Below are 20,903 nucleotides of genomic sequence, written 5' to 3' on the forward strand. Positions count from 1 at the left end.
ACAATACCTCCAACGTTTTGATGGTATTGTATCAAAGAAAAACAGGGAATAACAGATACGGATGATTACCTACTTACGTTCAGTCAGAGTTATAAAACTGTCATCTAATGATAATTGCTGGCAATCATTTGTTTGAAAAGACATAGAACATACCACCTTTCAGAAGTTATTACTATTATAACTTATAAAGCGATGGAATGCTTGTATTTACTGTAAAATATTAAATTTTCAAGGTTCTATTTCGAGGGCTTTTGACCCCAGCATCATGACATTGTCATCTTCCAGAGGTTTCAAATCCCCAAAAAGATTGACTTCAACATAAACCTTGTCAAGGTCGAGGTTCATGCCTGGCTCCAACATGGTTTGCATGGTGACAATGTTGCTTGCCGTGTTTATATGGCACAACACCTCCGGCAGCTGCGTTCCATTATGCTTTACTAGTGCACGCATCAGTCCACCACCCTCGCTCTTTTTAATTTAGTGTAGATTTGCTCTGCCGTGTATTTTCCATTTCCCAAAGCAATCAGCTGTTCCATGTTCAGTCCCCTTGTATATGCATCCGCAAGCTGGACGCTGGAAATATCCTTGACTCCGAATGGCATGGTTTTGACTATGGTATTCCCACTGACACGCATATTCTTGACATCACGGTCAAGATTAACCATAAGCTGTTGGATACCCCAAATCTGTTTGCTTAAGGTTTTTAGGCACTTAATCATTTCCTGTTCATACATACCTGATTTCCTTTTAAAAATTTTTTAAGTTACACTTCCTTATCAATCCCATGTATCTGTACATGACGGCAATGGGATTTTCCATTGCTGAAAAGCTACATACAAAAAATGGTTTATCCATTCTGCCGGATAAACCATTTTTGAAAATGCTGTTTATTATTCTTCTAATTCCTTTAATGCTTTACTTCGCCCTTGTTGTTCCAATCCTGACTTTTCCATAATATATCCTCTTTTAGTATTAGTTTGAATATAAAAGGACAGGTTATTCCTGCCTTTTTCAATACTGCTTCTACTTCATTTAGTTTTATCATGCCGCAATATATCCGACACTTCGCAATCCAATATGAAACAAAGTGTATCTAATGTTTCCGTAGTAAACGGAAGTCCTTTTTTGATTCGATGTATCGTATTTGCAGACATTCCCTGTTTGTATATTAAATTATACTCTGTAATACCTTTCTTTTGCATAGTCTCAAATAAAGGCTCATAAGAAATCAAGTTTTATCATCTCCGTTTCTTTATATCCGACATATTTACACTAACATACTTAATTACTTGACTATGCTTAACATATTGAGTATAATGTATACGCTAAAATTCTTTATACGGAGGGAAAATTCATATGAAGCACAAAAAATTTTTACATGTAATTGGCACATTTACAATCTGTTTTATGCTGACAGGCTGTTGTATGAGTCACGAATGGAAAGAAGCCACCTGCACAGAACCAAAAACGTGTGCCAAATGTGGAGAAACAGAGGGCGAAGCATTGGGGCATACATGGATATACGCTACTTGTTCAGAACCTAAAACCTGTAGCGTGTGCGGAGAGACAGAGGGCGAGACTTTAGAGCATACATGGGTAGACGCTACTTGTTCAGAAGCAAAACATTGCAGTGTATGCGGAGATACAGAAGGAGAACCACTGGAACATACTTTGACAGAAGCGAACTTTCAACAGGGCGCTATGTGTGAAGTGTGTGGAGAAACGGTTGGCGAACCATTGCAGGCAGAATTTGAAAAGTATGGATTAGTCTGCAATGCGGAATTAGATACTACATATCCTTATGTGATAGCCTGTTATGACGCTGGCTACACAACCAACGGAAAAGTTATATTTTCAGATTATGAAACATTTGAATCAGACGAAACGCATGAAGCGTTAGACGGTTACGAATGGAAAGCTGTTACATGTACCATGATTTTGGATGATGAAAATGCGTATAATCACGGTTACAGTGGCTTTAACAGTACGACCATTGATTATTATGATAATTCTTTTTGGGATAACTATGATGAAAAAACAGACACTTTTACGGTAAACTATAGCGGCATAGAATATCCCGGTGTACAATACGATTCAGAAGAATTGCAGTATGGTTGGGTTGATGATGTTTTCGCATATAAATTCCGAAATTTCTATCGTGTTCCGAAAGGATATGACGGGCTTGTACTGGGAATATTTAATCCTAATATTGCATCATCATCTTCTGAATTGTCTGATATTGAAAATTTCTATGAAATAGCAAAAGAAAATGATGATACGATACTTTTCCGTTTAAAATAGCATAAATGGTAGTCAAGGGATATTCCAAAAGAGTGAATTGGAATATCCCTTTTACTATTATTTGCTTTATCGGCTTAATATACTACCGCCTGTAAATCCCCACTCTGCGAGTGCCTACGGTAAAGGGATTGACAGGCTATCGAAATAACGGTACGAGTTTGGGTCTTGATTAAAAGTGGTAAATTCGTGGTAAAATGATTGTGCAATCAGCTTACAGCCTTGATTTTTAGAGCATTACAGAATCGGGTTAGCGTTTTGCCGTGACAGATAAAGAGTATTTTTATCATCTTGATTATATCCTTTCATAAGCCTACAAACCTTGATATTTTAGGCTTTTTGGCATTTTTCTTCAATTTTGTATTTTGCCCGGAACATACGCAATTCTTTATAATTCTACGCAAATTCATGGGCAAATGGTGTAGTAAGTGGTGTAGTAGATTGGTGTATTTTCAACCTGATTTTCTCTTCTTTCCCTGCATATTGGTTTCTTTAAAGTCAATGATTTTCGCCATTTGCTCTGCCACCCGGTCGAAACTTGCATGAGTGTAAACATTCAATGTAACACCTACATCAGAATGCCCCATTACATATTGCAGGTTTTTGATATCCATACCGGCATCTGCCATGTTTGTACAGAACGTATGACGGAACACATGGGGCGTGATATGGGGCAGCGGCTTATCCGGATGCAGCTTCTTGTATTTGAAATCAAAGGGATTTCTGCGGATAATATCGTCATTGTATGCCATTGGAAAGGCTGGCTTGACAACGCCCCGGACGCTTGTAATAGTGCTGTATCCTTTCCCCTCGTCGTGAAGCTTCATAATCCATTTTTGGGCATCTGATACTTTGATATCCCTAATCTGACGATAACCGAAATCTTCTTTCCTGACTAAATTCAGCACAAAATTGTAACCGACTTTCGTGTTGTAGCGAACTCCCTGTTTCAGACTGATGTATCGCTCTAAAAGGTCTATTATGGTAATCTTTCCGGCAGCATAGTCAATTCTGTCGTCAAGCTGCTTTTGAATCGTCTTTTCTTTGGCTCTATCCTGTCCGCAGGATTCTCCCTTTATTGTCTTTTCTCTTCTCGGACATTTTCAAACTCCATTTCAACTTGCCGATGGCTCCATTGTACCACAATCACTTTCCAGAGGGAATAAACCTTACAAAAAATCCGTTTCAAGGTAATGGACACGATTCCCCTGAATTTCCTCTTGTTCCGTCTTTTGGGCTTTCAGAATTCTTCAACAGCCATATGGGAGTGGAGGAGAAGCTCGCCTATTTGCTGAACAATGTGTACGACGATGAAAAGGTAGGAAAAATCATCCGTATCTACGGCATGGAGGAGATGATTCTGGAAAAACACTGCCCGGGAAGAATGGGAGAGCAGAGCCTGTTTCCCTGTAAAACCAAAGAAATCTTTATAATTCTTACGGTTTTCTCTTTATACCTCCTCTTTATACTGAAATCATCAAATGACAGCATAACACGCTGAATGCAAGCGTGAATTCTATTGTTTAGAGGAGGCATATCCCATGTGGCAGTTTTTAAGAGAATACATCAGCGCTCCGAACACGATCGGGGCCATTGCACCCAGCAGCAGGCATCTGGCGGCGGCCATGACGGCTTCTATCGATTTCGGGAAAGCGCGCTGCATTGTAGAATACGGGGCAGGGACGGGCGTATTTACCAGAGAGGTGGCAGCAAGAAAAAGGCGGGACACGACTTATATAGTGATCGAACAGAATGATTGTTTTTATGAGATGCTTCGGAAACAGTTTCAGGGAATGCCGGGAGTGGTGCTGATCCACGGAGATGCCGGAAATGTATGCAGCTTCTTAAGAGAACAGGGGTTTAAGCATGCGGATTATATCATTTCCGGGCTGCCATTTACATCACTCCCCCGGCAGGTGTCCCACAGAATACTGTCACAGACCCAAGAGGCTGTCGGAGCCAAAGGCGTATTTACCACATTCCAGTATACGCTGCTGCGGAAAGCCTTTCTGGAAAAATATTTCCATATCCAGGGGATTGTACGGGTCTGGCAAAATCTCCCCCCGGCATATGTGCTGCACATGAAACGGAAATGCTGCCCCGAGAAGCAAATCTCTGCGGACAGTATGGTATGAGCCAATATCAGGAGGTGTCGTTATGTGGTGTGTCTATTTTCTTGTCTGCGTGCTGCTCCCTATCTGTATTCCGGTGCCGGAAACGGCAGTGGTACTGTGGGGAACCAGACGGATTGGCAGCCTGGGAGCTTTTGCCCTTGGGGTCACAGGCTCCGTGCTGGGATTGACGATTATGTATTCCTTATCTTCCCTGATCGTACATCGTATTTTTAAAGGAAAAAAAGAGAGGCGGCAGCTTGCGTGGCTGCAGCAGCTGACGGGGCGGTACCGCGTTTGGATTCTCGGCGTACTGCTGATCGTTCCGCTTGTGTCCGATGAAGTGCTCTGCGCAGGCTCCGCTTTTTTTAAAATATCATTGCCTCAGTTTCTGAAAATTGGTATAATTGCTAAAATCATATCCATCGGTATGATTGCCTTTTCGGGGTTTTTCGGCAGCTTGTGCGGCCTGAGGCGATGGCAGATGATTGCTGTGGAGCTTCTGCTTATGTTCCTTGCCTCGGCGTTGCTGCAGCATTTCTGCAAAAAGGGAGAAGCAAACTATCATGAAAGAATTCATACTGGTTGTTGACGACGATAAAGATATCTGCAGGCTTCTGGGCATCTACCTGGGCAATGAGGGCTACCGTTACCTCACCTGTGAGAATGCGGCCCAGGCGCTGGATATCCTGGAACACTATCAGGTAGACCTGATTCTGATGGACGTGATGATGCCGGGAATCGACGGCATCAGCGCCTGCCTGCAGATAAGGGAAAGGAGCAGAATGCCCATTATTTTCATGTCGGCAAAATCAGAAGACATAGACATCATACAGGGGCTCACGGTAGGGGGAGACGATTATGTGACCAAGCCCTTTCAGCCCATTGAGCTCCTCGCCCGCATCAAAGCCCAGCTCCGCCGCTATAAACAGTACAATGAGACGGAAAAGCCGGCGCACACGCTCCAGACGGAGGATCTGACGGTGGACATGGAAAGCCGCCAGGTATGGGTAAGCGGGCGGGAAGTGAGGCTGACGCGCAAGGAGTACGACATCCTGGAGTATATGCTGCGGAACAAGGGGCAGGTGCTGACCATGGCGCAGATTTATGAAGCGGTATGGCATGAAGAATTCTTCTGTTCGGAAAATGCGGTGATGATGCATATCGCCAATCTCCGCAATAAACTGAACTGGGACAATGTCCATTCGGATTTTATCAAGACCTGTTGGGGAAGAGGGTATCAGATATGACGTTATTACGAATGATTCCAAACTATATTTTAATCAACGGCATTGTCATCGCAGGAACGGTTTTCGTGATTTTCCTGGTTTACAGAAGACTGTCCTCCACATACCAAAAACGCCTCACGGTATATTTCCTGAAGGCGGCCTGCGTCTCCCTTGCTGTCAGCCTGGTGGTGCTGGCGGTGGTGCTGTCCATGATGCAGCTTCTGCTCCATTCCGGGCTGTGGGATTATTTTCATGATTTGGGCTATAGATACCTCATTGCCGCCGAATATCTCCCGTCGGTGGTGGCAGTGGCGCTTACCGTGATATGCTTTATTGTCTCCTTTTCCGTCAGGATCAACCGCAGGGTCAGGTATGTGGAGTACCTGTCCCGGGAAATCCAGAAGATCCGGGAGGAGGGCTTTGGAAGGACCATGGAACTGCAGGGGGACGATGAGATCACCCGGCTGTGCGCCGTCATCAACGAGATGTCCGTCCAGCTTCGGGAAAAGGAGGAGAGGGAGAAAAGGCAGCAACGAAGCAAGGATGAGCTGATCACCAATGTGTCCCATGACCTGCGCAGCCCCCTTACCTCGATCATCGGCTATGTGGAGCTGCTGAAGGAGACGGGGCCCGAAGACAGGCAGCGCTTTGCCGAATACATCGAAGTGGTGGAACGGCGCCTGACGGGGCTGAACGGGCTGATCAACGAGCTGTTCGAATATACGAAGCTGAACTCCGCCGACCAATTACCGGACATGGAGAAAAGGGATGTGCTGGAGCTGCTGCGGCATATCCTCTATGAATATAAAATACTTATGGAGGCGGAGGGCCTGACGCTTTCATGGCAGCTGGAGGCGGAAAGCCATATGGCCCATATCAATATCCAGCAAATGGTGCGGGTGTTCCAGAATCTGCTGGACAACGCCCGCAGGTACGCCCACCGTGCCGCCCCGGTAACCGTGACGGCACAGGACACGGGCCGGCTCCATATCTGTATCACCAACCGGGTGGCGGATTCTCACGGCATTGAGCCTGACCGGATCTTTGAGCGTTTCTACTGTGGAGACCGGGCCAGGAGCGCCCCCCAAAGCTCCGGGCTGGGGCTTGCCATTGTAAAGCGCATCGTGGAGCTCCACGGGGGCCAGGTGGGCGCATCGCTGCAGGGACAGGAGCTGTCCATCCATCTGTTTCTCAAATAAAAGAAGAAGCGCCAAAAGCAAAAACATTAATCAAATGATATAAGCCAAATTCATGCTATCGCCCTTTCACTCAAAAATATCTGCCACAGGGCTATCCGCCACGGAATCGAAAACAGCGAAATAATCGCAAGTGACGGAAAGCGTTTCTTTTGCGTTGATTGTTGACCACAGCGCGCTCAAAACCCGCTTGATTTTCTGAATCCTTTCTTCTGGCAGCTTGGCATTCGCCCTTATTTTTCCTGGGGAAAAAACCGATATAGATAGAAAAGCTGGTAAAACGCAAGGATGCGGCAGGGAAACAGGAGGTTACCATATGAGCATAGAAGTCAACACCAACAGAAATACCGGCGTAAGGCAGATTACCCTAAAGAGGCCTGACGGCTCTAAGGTGGGCACGATCACGATTCACAGCTCCAGCCTGAAGAAGCTGAAAAAGCTGTCCTATAAACAGCGGCGTATCTCGACCATGATCACTCAGGCCAAGACTTCGGGCAACGCGAAGCAGGTCCTGGCCAGCGCCAAGACAGAGACAGTAAATCTGCGCAGGAAGCTGGCCAGCGGGAAGTACAACGACCGGGAAGTAAGGGCCGCCATCCGCCATGCGGAGCGCATGGAGCGCGTGGCAAAGAAGCGGATGAAGCACCTGATGCAGGAAGAGGAAATCGAGAAACGCGGCGGCGGTATCTGGCAGCAGGGCCTGGACGAGGAGGAATCCCGGGAGTGGAACTGGGAGACGGAAGGGGCTGACTTCGCCGAGCTGAGCGCGGAAGAGATGGAACAGCTCATGCAGGAGCTTCAGGAGGAGATGGAAGAGCTGGCCATGGAGAATGAGATGGAACTGATGCAGTCGGTGCGGCTGGATATGGACCCTGAAGAGCTGGAGCAGCTGAAAAAGAAGCACAGGGCGGACGAGATGCGGGAAATCGTGGAGGCGGACATGAAGTACCTGAAAGCCCTTTTCAGCCAGCTGGAGAAAGAAAGGCAGGAGGCGGCTTCATTTTCCAAAGACAGCGGCGTGTCCCTGCAGCTGTCCGGCGTGGAGATACCGGTGCAGGTGGACGGCAGGTCCGCGGCGGAAGTGGCTTCCGCTGCCCCCGTAGCCCAGGGCGGCAACGTAGATGTGTCCTTATAAAAAGCAAGAACAGAGATAAACACCTTTCTGTCATTGCGGAGCGGTTCAGGCTCCCGCATGAGGGAAAGGTGTTTTTTAGTCGATACGCTGGGGGACGGAAACTTCTTTCATCCCCGCTCATTTCTGCGGGCCAGCCAGACTGCCCCGTGGGATGCGTCTGTTCTGGCTTCCGTGAGGCGGATCCGGGGAAGACCGGCAGCGAGCGCTTTGGTCAGCTCTCCGGCAATCCTTTGGTTGTTGCGCAGGACGCTGCCGTGAAGAACCAGAGGGATTTCGGCTTCGCCGCATCTGCTCTCCATCTGGCGGCAGACCGCTGCGGCCATTTCCAGAAGCGCTGCTGCCGCTTTGGCGATAATCTGCCGGACCGCTTGGTCCGTATCGGTTTCCGGCAGGGAAATCAGGCGGGCCAGCTGGGCGATTTCCTTTTTGGTATGGCTCATATCGTACACATATGCTACCAATTCAGAGGAATCGGAGATTCCAAGATGACTGAACAGGATATCCCTAAGGACTGTTTCGGGTCCTCTGCCGTCCTCCGCCCTCACTACGGCGGCTGCGATGTCCCGGCCGATGGCGTAGGCGCTGCCCTCATCGTCGATGAGATGCCCGAAGCCCCCTGCACGGTACCTTTTCCGCCCCGCGTCCGTCTGCCCCAGGCAGATAGAGCCTGTCCCGGAGATCAGCAGAAGTCCGTCCTCTTCCTCGAAAGCTCCATACAGCGCCGCGTCCGCGTCGCTGCAGATGGTGACCTGGCAGTGAAAGCCGCAATTAGCCAGGCAATCCCGCAGCAGTTCCGCGGCGGCAGGATTGTTGTTTCCGGCAGCGCCTATGCCGATACCGAGACAATCCGCGGGAGAGAAGCCGTTTGACGCCAGATCCGCCATAGCGTTCCGCAGCGACCGGACAATCCTTTCCCTGGGAAAACTGTTGCAATTGAGCCCCTCTGTCTTTGTCTGAAAAAGGTCTTTCCTGCCGTCCGAAACCAGGACGGAAGTCCCCGTTCCGCCGGCATCCATTCCGATATAATAGTTCATCATGGTAAACTCCTGTGCTATCGTTCGGGAAGCAGAAGCGGGCCTGCTCCTCCTTTGTCTTTGATGCAGTGCGTCACCGTCCCGCGCTGCCCGGGCCAGGGGGATCGATTCCGAGACTGGAAAAGGCCTGCCGCAGATTGCCGCCGTTTTCGTCCAGCGCGGCCTGTGCCGCCGGAGCCTCCAGCCCGGAGCAGAACATCAGGATGGCCAGCTTTGTCCGTTTGCCGGCTGCCCAAAGGTACTTTTCGGCATCCTCCTCTGAACCGCCTGTGATGTCGCAGAAGATTCTCTTTGCCCTCTCCACCAGTTTGCCGTTGGTGGCGTTCAGGTCCACCATACGGTTTCCGTATACTTTGCCCAGCCTGACCATAGTGGCGGTGGTGAGCATGTTCAGCACCAGTTTCTGGGCGGTCCCTGACTTCATCCGGGTGGAGCCGGTGAGCGCCTCCGGGCCTGTCACGGGGGCGATGCAGATGTCCACGCAGTTTTGCAGGAGGCTGTCCGGGTTGGTGGTGAGGCCGATGGTCTTCGCGCCCACGGCCTTTGCCTGCCGCACCGCGCCCAGCACATAAGGGGTCCTGCCGCTGGCGGCGATTCCCGTCACCACATCGGCGGCAGTGATGCCAAGCCTTGTGATTTCATCCCGCCCCAGCGCCTCATTGTCCTCGCTGTCCTCCACCGCGTTGCGCAGGGCAGTGTCGCCGCCCGCGATATGGCCCTGTACCAGGTCGGGACTGACGCCAAAGGTGGGCGGGCACTCGGAGGCGTCCAGGACGCCAAGCCGCCCGGAGGTGCCTGCGCCGAAATAGAAAAGCCGTCCGCCCCCGCGGATGGCATCTACAATCATGTCCACCGCCTGGGTTATCTGGGGAATCACCTTTCCTACCGCTTCGGGGACCGCGGTATCCTCTCTGTTGATCATGGTCAGAATCTCCGCTGTGCCGCAGCGGTCAAGTTCCTCTGTGCGCTCATTGACCTGCTCGGTCGTGAGATTAGCCAAATATTTGTCCATTCTGCCTCCTGTCCGCCCCGCACGAATCCAGGGCATTGTCTCCGGTAACATTTTCTGGCTACATTTTAGTTGCAACAGAGGGCGATGTCAACAAATATTTAGGGGGAAAAATCTGCTGGCGGAAAACGCAGCGCTTTTGCTGTGGCGGCCCGGGGCTGTATACTGTGCAAATTGGTGGAAAAAGTTGATTTTCAGAGCCGTGATTTTGACGTGCGCAACTGCCGGAAACGTGGAGGACTGCATAAAAATATGAGGATTTTGTCGGCTTTTTGGCACAATCCAAATATTATACTTTTTGAAAATAGAAAGCCCTGACGAATTTGTTACTTAAATTTACTACAAAAACGCATAAAAGTCAAGTGATTTTTCCATTCTTTTTGTCATTATTGACAGCCTTTTCTCCTTCCCAAAAAGTATAGGTTTTGGAAATAGAAACCCCTGACGGAAAATATTCCAAGGGGGACCGTATATGGAAACGACCAAGAAAAAGAAAAAGACATTGCACGAAATTTGGAAAGCGAGGTACCTGTACATACTTCTTTTGCCCCTGCTGGTCTGGCTGGCAGTGTTTTGCTATGCCCCCATGTACGGCGTGCTCATGGCGTTCAAGAACTACAGCGCGAAGCTGGGAGTTATGGGGAGTCCATGGGTAGGGCTGCAGCATTTCAAGAGAATCTTCATTACACCGGACGCCATCAGGTCGATTAACAATACCATTGTAATCAGCGCCAGCAGACTGCTGTTCGAGTTCCCCATGCCCATCATTATGGCCATCATGATTACCGAGATGCCCGGCAACCGCACGAAAAAGATATATCAGACCATTTTTACGTTCCCTCATTTCCTCTCCTGGGTCGTGGTGGCGAACATCGTGACCAACTTCATGGCCCAGGGCGGCGCAATCAATATCCTTTTGGATAACCTGGGATTTGAGAAGATTAATTTCCTGACCACAAAGCCTCTGTTCAGGCCTCTGCTCTACATCACTTCCAACTGGAAGGAGATGGGATGGTCCGCCATCATCTACATGGCAGCCATAGCGGGCATCGACACCACGCTCTATGAAGCGGCCAAGGTGGACGGCGCCACCCGGCTGAAGCAGATATGGCATGTGACCCTGCCAGGCATCCTGAGCACCATCGTCATCATGTTCATCCTCCAGGTGGGCGGAATGATGAATGCCGGTTTCGACCAGGTCTTCAACCTGCGGAACAGCGCGGTAAAGGATATATCCCAGATTCTGGACACCTATGTCTATGACATCACTTTCCTGAGCACGCCGAATTACGGATTTTCCACGGCGGTAGGATTGTTTAAGTCCGTGATCAACTTCTTCCTGTTGTTCCTGGCGAACACGGTGACGAAGAAAATCAGCGGACAGGGAATGTTCGCTTAGGCGAGGATGGGAAAGGAGACAGAGACGATGAAGAATACAAAGACGAAAAAGAGACATAAATGGGCCGGCACGGAGATTTTCTCCGTGATAGTCCTGACGATTATAGCCATATTGATAGTGGTTCCTTTCTGGAACGCAGTGATTATTTCCCTGGAGACATCGGCTGCTTTCAGCCGCAAACCGTTCTCCTGGCTGCCTGGAGAGTTCACTCTGGCCAACTACAATTATCTGCTGTTCCAGAACAGCGGCGCCATGATTACCGCATATAAGGCGACGATCGGAATCACCTTGATAGGCACATTCGCCGGAATGCTGGTATCGGTCATGGGAGCATACGCATTCTCCAGAAAGTTCCCGGGGAAGAAGTTCTTCTTCATGGCCATGTTGTTCACCATGTTCTTCGGCGGCGGACTGATTCCCACATACCTGCTGATCAAGGGCATGGGACTGCTGGACACCTATACCGTACTGGTGCTGCTGGGCATGATTTCCACCTACAATATCATCATCATGAAGAACGGCTTCGAGAGCACCCCCATGGATCTCCAGGAGGCGGCCATGATAGACGGAGCCAATGACCTGACGGTCTTTGCGAAGATTATGCTTCCGTTGCAGAAGCCCCTGATAGCCACGTTCTCCCTGTTCACCGCAGTGGGATACTGGAACAGCTGGTATTGGCCCATGCTCCTTTTGAGCAGCGGCGACAAGACTGTGCTGCAGCTGTTCCTGCGCTCCATCGTCAATGCCCTGACCTCTCAGGAGGGTACCAAGAATATGGCCGCCTCCGGTATGGCGTTCCAGAATACTTTCTCTCAGGGCGTCAAAATGGCAGCAGTGTTCGCGGTCATGCTGCCTATCATGGTGGTGTACCCGTTCCTGCAGAAGTACTTTGTAAAAGGCATGCTGGTAGGCGCCGTGAAGATGTAATGCTGTGACTTTGGGTATTATGCATTCGGGATCGGAGACGGTGCCGGAAGTGATACAACATAAAATTCATCTATATGAAAGGAGAGTATTATGAGAAAGGTAAAAAAGTTTGCTGCATTGTTACTGTGCGGCGCGCTGACGCTTTCTGCTCTGGCAGGCTGCGGAGGCGATGACGGAGGTTCCCAGGGCAGCAGTTCTGCTCCGGAAGAGTCCAAGTCAGAAGAGAGCAAGGCGGAAGATGCCGGAGATGCCGAAGACGCTGGCGGCGAAGCGGAAGATGCCGGCGGCGAGGCCGCCAGCGGAGACGCAGTCCATTTCACCTTTACGGCATACAACTGTATCGCCGGTAAGGATTACAAGGATCCCCTGTTCCTCTGGATCAACGAGAAGTTCGGTGTGGACATGGAAGTCATGGCCAATGAGCCCAGCGGCGCCGACGAGAGGTTCCGTACACAGGTCATGGGCGGTTCGCTTCCCGATTGTGCCAACTGGGAAGGATTCACTTTCGCCGAGTATTATTCCTACATCGATCAGGGGCTGCTTGGCGCCCTGCCTGACGGCTGGGAGGAGAAGTATCCCAACATCGCCAAGATGGTAGAGGCCTCCGGCTACGCGGAGTATCTGAAGGTGGACGGCAAGACTTATGGCGTTCCCCACGTTGTGTTCAACAACTTCCTGGAGATGGATCCCCCTATCAACCATGCAACTCTGTTCTTCAGAAAGGACTGGGCTGCGGAGGTAGGCATGCCGGATCTCGGAAAGGACTACAGCATCACCATTTCTGAGCTGAGAGAGTATCTTGAGAAAGTGAAAGCGGCAGGCTTGACCAATGATTCCTTTGTAAGCGACAGCCCCGGCAACCTGGACCAGATGTTCGGATATGCTACAGGCACTCCTTACGGAAGAACTTTCATCGAGACAGAAGACGGCTTCAAATATACTTTTGTGGATGACAGGGACAAATGGATCAACATGATCGAGATTATGAGGGAGTGGTATCAGGCAGGCCTGATTGATCCCGACTATGTGGTCATCAACGATATCTATGATGCCCGTGCCGCTTTGATGGCAGGTACGCTGGCTGCTATGTATGACAGCGGCGACTGCGGAAATACCAATACTTATATGACTGGCTATCAGGGGAACTTCCCGGATCAGGATCCCTATGAGATTATCGGCGGCGCCCACATCGTTCCGGATGAAGGCGTAAGCGCAGGCAGCATCCTTGAGGTAGGCAACTACTGGACCGTGCAGGTCTTCAATCCTGACACGGACGAAGCTACCATGGCGAAGATTATGGAAGTCATGGACTGGGCCTGCACTGCTGAGGGCGAAGCATCCGTGCAGATCGGTATCCCTGAGGTTGACTGGAAATATGCGGATGACGGCAGCATCGAGCCCATCAACAACATCGACATTACCGTATACCCTTCCACTGAGATTCTGGGAACGGCATTCAGCCACTGCCAGGACGAGATTGGATATTCCGGGGCAAGAGCAGATATGGACAAACGCGCCATCGACCAGGCTCTGGCTGTCTTCGAGGTCAAGAAGCAGGGTACCATCATCCCTTACGAGAAGAACTACACAATCTTCAGCAGCCCTACAAAGGATACCTATTCCGTGGCTTATGCAGATAAGATTAACGAACTGGTAACCGGTACCGATGACATCGCTTCCACCTGGGACGCTTTCTTCGAGGAGAACAGAGGCATGTGGGAGCCCCTGCTGAACGAGCTGAACGAGTACTTCGGATACTAAATCAGAGCGTGGTGCACAAGAGGCAAAACGGTTGAATCATGAAATAATGAAACAAGAGCAATGAAGTAAGTATGGACGGCTCCCTTGTCCCCTTTGAAAAGGGGAAGGGGAGCCGAAAGTATATATAAAAACAGCGGACTGCCGCGACGGGCGGCCGCAGGCGGCCTGCAATGTGCAGTGCGGGATAGGAGGTTTGTCGGGTATGGGAATTCCGAGACTTTATTTTTACGGTGACATCGAGGGCCTGGCACCGGCTCTGAAAGGGCTGGAGGGGGACGGATATTTCAGGCTGTGCGGGAAAGACGGGGGCGGCTTTCCGATAAAGGCGGTAAGCGGCGCGGAGAACAGCGTGAGCTGCGACGGGCAGGAGGCCTGCATCCGTTTTGACTCCAGGACGCTGTTCTTCCGCCAGCTGGGGAGGCTGCTGGGGAAGCTGCCGGAAGCCTTTGAGGAGAAGACGGTCAAATATTTCGATGAGCTGGGCGCTATGTTCGATCTGTCGCGGAACAATGTGATATCCGTGGAGGGTTTCCGGGGCTTCATGAGAAAGCTCGCCCTGATGGGGTACACCTATATTTTCTTATATATGGAAGATACTTATGAGGTGGAGGAGCTGCCCTACTTTGGATATGGGAGAGGGCGTTATACCCGGGAGGAACTGTCCGGAATGGATGCTTATGCGGCGGATTTTGGGCTGGAACTGATTCCCTGCATCCAGACTTTGGGGCATCTGGAGAAGTACCTGCGCTGGCCGGTGGCTTTCCCCATAAAGGATACCACCAGTGTCCTGCTGGTAGGGGCGCCGGAGACCAAAGAATTCTTAAGGAGCATCTTAAAGGCGGCCACCGCGCCGTTCCGTTCCTCCAGAATCCACCTCGGAATGGACGAGGCATGGGGCCTGGGAAGCGGTCAGTACCTGGCGAAGAACGGCTATAAGCCATCGCTGGAGATTCTGCGGGATCATCTGGAGATGGTGATAGAGCTGTGCAGGGAGCTTTCTTTGGATCCCATGATATGGAGCGACATGTTCTTTCGGCCTCTGAACGAGAGCGGGGATTATTATGACCAGTCCCCGATTGAGGAGAAGACATTGGAGCAGATCAGGGCCTCTATTCCGGACGGGCTTTCCCTGGTGTATTGGGACTATTATCATGCGGAGAAAGAAGTCTATTCCAGATTGCTTGAAAAGCATCAGCAGCTTACGGACCGCATCATCTTCGCCGGAGGCATCTGGACATGGAACGGCATCTCGCCCAACCAGGGTAAGGCGTTCCGGGTCACCAGGGAGGGGCTTGCCGCATGCCGCGAGCGGAATATCCGGAATGTCTGCACCACCATGTGGGGGGACAATGGCGGCGAGACCTCCGGTTTGTGCGCGCTGATCGGGCTGCAGCTGTTCGGAGAGTACGCTTACAGCGAAGAGCCTACACAGGAGGAAGTGTTTGGCAGCTTCCGGGTGTGCTGCAGGGAGAATCCGCAGGCGTTCTACGATCTGCGCCTGCTGGACGAGATCCCCTCCGTTCCGGAGGAGAATCTTCAGAGCGCCAATCCCTCCAAATGCCTGCTGTACCAGAATCCGCTCTACGGACTCTTCGACAGGCATGTGCAGGACTATCTGAGTGATGTGCTGAAGGCCGCAGGCAGGGATCCGGAGGACCCGGCCCAGATGGAGGCCATCCTGTTCGGAGGAGACGGGGAGCTCTTAAGCCTGTACGACTACTATATGGAGCTGTCCGGAAAGCTGCGGGTATATATGAGGGAATCCGAGGGGAACGCGCTGCTGTTCGCCCATTACGCGAATCTGGCGCAGTTCCTGGCGGACAAGGCGGAACTGGGCTGCGCCATCCGCTTTGCCTATGACGCTGGCAGGGACGATCTGGTGGAGGAATGCATGGACAGGTGCAGCGGGCTTTTGGAGCAGCTGCCCGCTCTGACCGATACCTGGCGCAAGCTGTGGAAGAGCACCAGCAAGGCCGTGGGCTTTGAAGTAATCACCATCCGCCTGGGCGCGCTGGAGGCCCAGCTGAAGTACGCCCTGGAGTGCCTGGAAAGCTTCTATCATGAGGGGACGAAGATAGAGGAGCTGGAAGAGGAACTTCTGCACTACGGCTCCATGCGGCCCAGAAAGGATGGGGAGGCCATGAACATCGGCAGCCCGTTCTGGGATTGGATTGCCGCGGCGAATCCCACCGGAGGCGTATAGCATTATAGCATAGCAGCATAAAGCAATTCGATGGTTGTCCTGCCGTAAAGCCCAGATTTATGGCAGGACATTTTATGGGCGGAAATTCTTACAGCCGTGCCTCCGTGAGGCTGTCGGAGGTATAGCGCCGCAGGCCCCGGTAGAACACCGCTATGGCCGCCGCCAAGAGCAGAATCGTGTACGCCGGCACTCCGGCGGGATGCTGGAAACATTGATGTCTTCAATGCAAACATGATTACTTCTCCTCTTTTGGGGAAATTCTTCCTGATGAAAAATGCAATAATCTGAAATTTCAAGCAGGATTGCACAATATTTTTGAAAAGTCAAGTCCTTAAGAATCCTTAAATCCATAAAATTCTATTGATTTCATTGCCGGGACAGATTACAATAGAGAGGGAAAATTTTGCGCATATGGCGTAAGAGCGAGAGCAGGAGGTTTGACATTTATGAAGACGGGGGCACAGCTGTATACAATACGCGCGTATACACAGAGCGAGAAAGACTTTGCGCGGAGCATGAAGAAAATCGCGCGGATAGGCTATAGGACAGTACAGATTTCCGCTGTTGGCAGGGATATCCGGCCGGAACGCATCCGGGAGATCTGCGATGAGGAGGGGCTGGAAATTGTGCTGACCCACAGCGATGTGAACCGCATCCTCTATGACACGGAGCGGCTGATTGCGGAGCATGACATCATGGGATGTCAGTATATCGGCCTGGGGGCCATGCCGGACAAGTACCGTGCGCCGGAATGGCTGGCATATTTTGCCGAGGACTTCCGGGAGCCCGCGAAAAAGATTGCGGCTGCGGGGAAGCTTTTGATGTACCATAATCATAACTTTGAATTCCGCAGGTTGAAAGCGGAGGGCACTGACGGGCAGAAGCGCATGATCGAGTACCTGATGGAGTGGTTCGCGCCTCAGGAGCTGGGCTTTACGCTGGACACCTACTGGGTGCAGGCTGCGGGAGCGGATGTGTGCCAGTGGATCGGGCTTCTGCAGGACAGGATTCCTTGCGTGCATCTAAAGGACATGGGAATGAGTCCGGAGGGCGCTGTGATGGCGCCTGTGATGGAGGGGAATCTGAATTTTGACGCCATCCTGAAAAAGCTGGAGGGGACAAGCTGTGAGTATCTGCTGGTGGAGCAGGATATCTGCCAGGGAAGTCCCTTTGACTGCCTGAAACAAAGCTATGACAATCTGGCGGCTGCCGGATACCGCTGAAAGGGGCCGTAGGTTCGTGGCGGTGAAAAACCGTGTACTTTCAAACTATTGATTGGAATACGCGCAAGAGCGCGCAAGGGGTATAATATGGTTTTATCGGACAGGACGATTATGAAAATGCTCCGGGAGGGGACATTGTCCATCTCGCCCCTGGAGGAGAGCCAGATACAGCCTGCCAGCGTGGATATCCGTCTGGGAAATATGTTCAGCATCATTGAAGACCTGCCTGCGGGCATCATAGATTTGGAGAACGAGATTCAGTACCGGACCATGGAGACGGAGCGGTATGTGCTCCTGCCTGGCCAGTTCGTCCTCGCTACCACGAGGGAGTACATATCCCTGCCGGACAATCTGACGGCATTCGTGGAGGGCAGGAGCTCGCTGGGGCGCATGGGCCTGTTCATCCAGAATGCGGGATGGGTGGACCCGGGCTTCAAAGGAGAGATTACGCTGGAGCTGTTCAATGCCAACCGCTGTGCTATTGAGCTGAAATCCGGGCGCAGGGTAGGACAGCTGGTGTTCGCGGAGATGGATGCCGACGCACTCCACCCTTACCGGGGGAAGTACCAGGGACAGACCGGAGCTACGGGTTCCCGGGCATTTATGGATGACAAAGAGTGAATTCCGGAATGGCGCAGCGGCTTATTCCGAGATCATAGAAAAACTTAAAAAGCAGAAAAAGAAAGGAAATTCTCATGAAAAAGAAAGTATTGGCAGCAATTATGGCAGCTGCGGTCATTCTGGCCGGCTGCGGAGGAAGCGACGGGGGGGAGAGTTCTCCGCTGGAGACACTGGCGCCTGTGATAATAGAGGAGACGCCGGAACCTGCGCCGGATGCCACGGAAGAGCCGGAAGAAGGGGAAGAGGAGCCGGATGAGGTTCGCGAGGGCATGTACCGGAGCGAACTTACGAACGAGTGGATTGACGAGGAGCTGAAAAACCAGCGCCCTATCGCGGTCATGGTAGACAACGAGAAGATAGCACTTCCCCATTACGGCCTGACGGAAGCCGATGTCGTCTACGAGATTATGAACAGCACATTGAATGACAGAATTACGCGTTTCATGGTACTGGTAAAAGACTGGGGCAAAATCGAGCAGCTGGGCAGCATTCGGAGCACCAGATCCACCAACATCTACCTGGCAGGAGAGTGGAACGCTGTGCTCTGCCATGACGGCGGCCCGTATTTCGCCCTGGATTTGATTAAAGAGCGGGATTACTGCGAGAATTTCACCGGCACCTTTTCACGTGTGGATAACGGCAAGCCCACGGAGTTTACAGAATATATCCTGGCGGGCGATTTGGAGAAGAATTTCAGCGATAAGAAGTATAGCAAGGAATACAATGAATTTTATCCCGGAGAGCATTTCCAGTTCTCAAATAAGGAGTTCGACTTATCCGATGAGGACGGAGCTTTCGACTGCACTGAGATTCAGCTTCCTTTCGGACATAATAAATCCACTCTGAAGTATAATGAAGAGACAGGAACCTATGATTACTATGAGTACGGACAGGCCCATGTCGATCCTCAGCATGGGAATGCCCAGCTGACCTTTAAGAATCTTCTGATTCAGGACTGCACATTTACTGATTTGGGCGACGGCTATCTGATTTACAATGTCCTTGATACTTCAGGGCGGAGCGGATATTATATCACAAACGGAAAAGCAATAGAGGTGAACTGGTACAAGGGATCCGACACTGTCCCCACTACCTTTTATAAGAAAGGCACAAGCGAAGAAATCAAGCTGAATACGGGAAAGACCTATATTTCCATCGTGCCGTCGGACGGGTGGGAGGATATCGTCATAAAATAATCAGCGCTCTATCACTATGCCTGTAAAAAGATGAACATGTCAAAGTGTTCATCTTTTTATCTTTCGGGCAGGACGGCATTGGAAAATCGAGAGACAAGGGGATGGGGTATGGATCGGAGGAGGTTTTTTCGGAAAAGCGGGCTGGTGTATCTGGGGATTGTGGTTCTGGTGGTTCTGCTGAATGTGGCGGCGTGGAACAGCTCTGCCTTTGCGGACTGGTATATTGCGCATGTATTTCCCATATGGGTGAATACCTATGGCAGGTTAAGCGGGCTTTTTCCTTTTTCGGTGGGGGAGTGGCTGATCGTGGCAGGGCTGGTGATTGTAGGGGCGGCGGTGCTGTTTGGAGCCATTTGGGCAGGAATCGGGGCGGTATGGGGAATCAGACGCATAGCGGGAAGGCAAAAGCGTGATACGGCGGCGCCAGGGCTGCCCCGCAGGAATGCCGTGGAATTATCCCGCACGGAAGCGCCGGAATTATCCGGGAAAGGAGCGGGGACAGAGGGCGGGAAAGGCCGGATTTTCAGGCGCTTCAGCAGAGGATTCTACCGCTTTTTCGCATGGGTGCTGGCCTGCGTCAGCCTGATCATGACGCTGAACTGTTTCATCCTGTACCATGCCTCCACCTTTTCGGAGCATTATTTCGGCGAGGATGACAATGTGTACGAGCTGGAGGAGCTGATTGGGGTCTACAATATGGTGGCAGAGCAGTGCAACAGCCTAAGCGGCCTCATGGACCGGGATGAGAACGGCATGGTGCTGTATCCGGGCAGCATTGGAAAAGACGGGAGCCTGCTGGATATGGAGGATATGGCCAGGGAACTGATGACTCGGCTGGGGGAAACCTATGAACAGCTGGACGGCTATTATCCCCGGCCCAAGGCGCTGCTTTCTTCGGATTTTATGTGCCAGCAGCATATGCAGGGCTATTATTTCCCCTTTTCCATGGAAGCCAATTACAATGATGTGATGCACATCCTGAATTTCCCCTCCACCATGTGCCACGAGCTGGCCCACCTGCGGGGCTATATCTATGAGGATGAGGCTAATTTCATAGGCTATCTGGCCTGCGTGCAGTCGGATGATGCTTTTTTCCAGTATGCGGGGTATCTGAGCGTGCTGGTGTATCTGTACAATGATATCTACAAGGCGTGGAAAGAGAACGAAACCGTCTATGCGGAGGCGGTAGCGAGGATTCGGCCGGTGAAAGTGGAGGACCAGGTCTGGACGGACAATGTCTTCGTAGTGCAGGAAGAGTGGGACCGCATCAACGGAAAAGCCCTGATTGACACGGAGGTGGTGGACAAGGCGGCGGATGCGTTCATCGACACGAACCTGAAAGTGAACGGCGTTTCTGACGGGGCAGTCAGCTACAGCCGGGTGGTGAAGCTGCTGCTGCAGTATTATCGGTATCATCCCCTGGCTGCGTAAGCCCGTACTTTTCCGGCAGTCGCAAAAGCCGTAAAAGGATGGAAAAAAATTGGTTCATTGTAAAATAAGATGCGACAAGGGCAATATACTCTAAAGCATCTTATTTTTAACAGAAAATAAGAGAGTGCTA

The 20,903-nt window shown here is 51.1% G+C and carries 22 protein-coding genes and 1 pseudogene; 16 read left to right on the forward strand and 7 right to left on the reverse strand.

Annotated features, from left to right (window positions below):
* Window positions 1–228: 228 nt before the first annotated feature.
* The 4 genes from NFS35_RS27000 to NFS35_RS29815 all read right to left on the reverse strand — a co-directional run bounded on the left by NFS35_RS27000 (window position 229) and on the right by NFS35_RS29815 (window position 1,202).
* Window positions 229–450: a hypothetical protein gene (locus NFS35_RS27000; RefSeq protein ID WP_251210077.1), complete on the reverse strand. Its 222-nt coding sequence runs from the start codon at window positions 448–450 to the stop codon at window positions 229–231.
* A complete protein-coding gene (locus NFS35_RS27005; RefSeq protein WP_251210078.1) occupies window positions 450–734 on the reverse strand; it encodes a hypothetical protein in 285 nt (94 codons plus the stop codon). The genes NFS35_RS27000 and NFS35_RS27005 overlap by 1 nt, the downstream gene beginning before the upstream one ends.
* A gap of 173 nt (window positions 735–907) precedes the next feature.
* A complete protein-coding gene (locus tag NFS35_RS27010; RefSeq protein ID WP_251210097.1) occupies window positions 908–1,045 on the reverse strand; it encodes a hypothetical protein in 138 nt (45 codons plus the stop codon).
* Complete coding sequence (locus NFS35_RS29815; RefSeq protein WP_334303569.1) at window positions 1,029–1,202, reverse strand: helix-turn-helix domain-containing protein; 174 nt, start codon at window positions 1,200–1,202, stop codon at window positions 1,029–1,031. The genes NFS35_RS27010 and NFS35_RS29815 overlap by 17 nt, the downstream gene beginning before the upstream one ends.
* Before the next feature lie 154 nt (window positions 1,203–1,356).
* Between NFS35_RS29815 and NFS35_RS27020 the strand changes: the two genes are divergently transcribed.
* Window positions 1,357–2,301 (forward strand): hypothetical protein, encoded by a 945-nt coding sequence (locus NFS35_RS27020; RefSeq protein WP_251210079.1) that lies wholly within the window; start codon window positions 1,357–1,359, stop codon window positions 2,299–2,301.
* A gap of 449 nt (window positions 2,302–2,750) precedes the next feature.
* Here the strand turns inward: NFS35_RS27020 and NFS35_RS27025 are convergent, their stop codons facing one another.
* Window positions 2,751–3,206, reverse strand: coding sequence for a tyrosine-type recombinase/integrase (locus tag NFS35_RS27025; protein WP_251210080.1), 456 nt, complete (start codon window positions 3,204–3,206; stop codon window positions 2,751–2,753).
* Window positions 3,207–3,433: 227 nt separating this feature from the next.
* Between NFS35_RS27025 and NFS35_RS27030 the strand changes: the two genes are divergently transcribed.
* The 6 genes from NFS35_RS27030 to NFS35_RS27055 all read left to right on the forward strand — a co-directional run bounded on the left by NFS35_RS27030 (window position 3,434) and on the right by NFS35_RS27055 (window position 7,969).
* On the forward strand, window positions 3,434–3,799 hold the full coding sequence (locus NFS35_RS27030) for a hypothetical protein (RefSeq protein ID WP_251210081.1): 366 nt from the start codon (window positions 3,434–3,436) through the stop codon (window positions 3,797–3,799).
* Window positions 3,800–3,839: 40 nt separating this feature from the next.
* Window positions 3,840–4,433, forward strand: a complete 594-nt coding sequence (locus tag NFS35_RS27035) for a class I SAM-dependent methyltransferase (protein WP_251210082.1) — start codon at window positions 3,840–3,842, stop codon at window positions 4,431–4,433.
* Window positions 4,434–4,455: 22 nt separating this feature from the next.
* Complete coding sequence (locus NFS35_RS27040) at window positions 4,456–5,001, forward strand: VTT domain-containing protein (protein WP_251210083.1); 546 nt, start codon at window positions 4,456–4,458, stop codon at window positions 4,999–5,001.
* The gene (locus tag NFS35_RS27045; RefSeq protein WP_251210084.1) at window positions 4,976–5,659 is read left to right on the forward strand and encodes a response regulator transcription factor; all 684 of its coding nucleotides are present in this window, start codon (window positions 4,976–4,978) and stop codon (window positions 5,657–5,659) included. Before NFS35_RS27040 ends, NFS35_RS27045 begins: the two co-directional genes overlap by 26 nt.
* Complete coding sequence (locus NFS35_RS27050; protein ID WP_251210085.1) at window positions 5,656–6,837, forward strand: HAMP domain-containing sensor histidine kinase; 1,182 nt, start codon at window positions 5,656–5,658, stop codon at window positions 6,835–6,837. Before NFS35_RS27045 ends, NFS35_RS27050 begins: the two co-directional genes overlap by 4 nt.
* Before the next feature lie 313 nt (window positions 6,838–7,150).
* Complete coding sequence (locus NFS35_RS27055) at window positions 7,151–7,969, forward strand: hypothetical protein (protein ID WP_251210086.1); 819 nt, start codon at window positions 7,151–7,153, stop codon at window positions 7,967–7,969.
* 107 nt (window positions 7,970–8,076) lie between these two features.
* Here the strand turns inward: NFS35_RS27055 and NFS35_RS27060 are convergent, their stop codons facing one another.
* Complete coding sequence (locus tag NFS35_RS27060; protein ID WP_251210087.1) at window positions 8,077–9,006, reverse strand: N-acetylglucosamine kinase; 930 nt, start codon at window positions 9,004–9,006, stop codon at window positions 8,077–8,079.
* Window positions 9,007–9,076: 70 nt separating this feature from the next.
* Window positions 9,077–10,015, reverse strand: coding sequence for an N-acetylmuramic acid 6-phosphate etherase (gene murQ, locus NFS35_RS27065; protein WP_251210088.1), 939 nt, complete (start codon window positions 10,013–10,015; stop codon window positions 9,077–9,079).
* Window positions 10,016–10,484: 469 nt separating this feature from the next.
* Here murQ and NFS35_RS27070 point away from each other — a divergent pair, with 469 nt between their 5' ends.
* From NFS35_RS27070 to NFS35_RS27105, 9 genes and pseudogenes are all read left to right on the forward strand, one after another.
* Complete coding sequence (locus NFS35_RS27070; protein ID WP_251210089.1) at window positions 10,485–11,411, forward strand: ABC transporter permease; 927 nt, start codon at window positions 10,485–10,487, stop codon at window positions 11,409–11,411.
* Between the two features lie 27 nt (window positions 11,412–11,438).
* The gene (locus NFS35_RS27075; RefSeq protein WP_251210090.1) at window positions 11,439–12,338 is read left to right on the forward strand and encodes a carbohydrate ABC transporter permease; all 900 of its coding nucleotides are present in this window, start codon (window positions 11,439–11,441) and stop codon (window positions 12,336–12,338) included.
* 90 nt (window positions 12,339–12,428) lie between these two features.
* Window positions 12,429–14,099, forward strand: coding sequence for a type 2 periplasmic-binding domain-containing protein (locus NFS35_RS27080; protein ID WP_251210091.1), 1,671 nt, complete (start codon window positions 12,429–12,431; stop codon window positions 14,097–14,099).
* 202 nt (window positions 14,100–14,301) lie between these two features.
* Window positions 14,302–16,302 (forward strand): beta-N-acetylhexosaminidase, encoded by a 2,001-nt coding sequence (locus tag NFS35_RS27085; RefSeq protein ID WP_251210092.1) that lies wholly within the window; start codon window positions 14,302–14,304, stop codon window positions 16,300–16,302.
* A gap of 446 nt (window positions 16,303–16,748) precedes the next feature.
* Window positions 16,749–17,525, forward strand: a complete 777-nt coding sequence (locus tag NFS35_RS27090) for a sugar phosphate isomerase/epimerase family protein (RefSeq protein ID WP_251210093.1) — start codon at window positions 16,749–16,751, stop codon at window positions 17,523–17,525.
* Between the two features lie 87 nt (window positions 17,526–17,612).
* Complete coding sequence (gene dcd, locus NFS35_RS27095) at window positions 17,613–18,146, forward strand: dCTP deaminase (protein WP_251210094.1); 534 nt, start codon at window positions 17,613–17,615, stop codon at window positions 18,144–18,146.
* Between the two features lie 269 nt (window positions 18,147–18,415).
* Window positions 18,416–18,847 (forward strand): annotated as a pseudogene (locus NFS35_RS30015) (DUF3048 N-terminal domain-containing protein); the annotation flags it as partial.
* A gap of 108 nt (window positions 18,848–18,955) precedes the next feature.
* A complete protein-coding gene (locus tag NFS35_RS30020) occupies window positions 18,956–19,342 on the forward strand; it encodes a DUF3048 C-terminal domain-containing protein (RefSeq protein ID WP_408629658.1) in 387 nt (128 codons plus the stop codon).
* A gap of 108 nt (window positions 19,343–19,450) precedes the next feature.
* A complete protein-coding gene (locus NFS35_RS27105; RefSeq protein WP_251210096.1) occupies window positions 19,451–20,773 on the forward strand; it encodes a DUF3810 domain-containing protein in 1,323 nt (440 codons plus the stop codon).
* Window positions 20,774–20,903 lie beyond the last annotated feature (130 nt).

It is taken from the genome of Acetatifactor aquisgranensis (genome assembly GCF_943193215.1).
Lineage (GTDB): Bacteria > Bacillota > Clostridia > Lachnospirales > Lachnospiraceae > Acetatifactor > Acetatifactor aquisgranensis.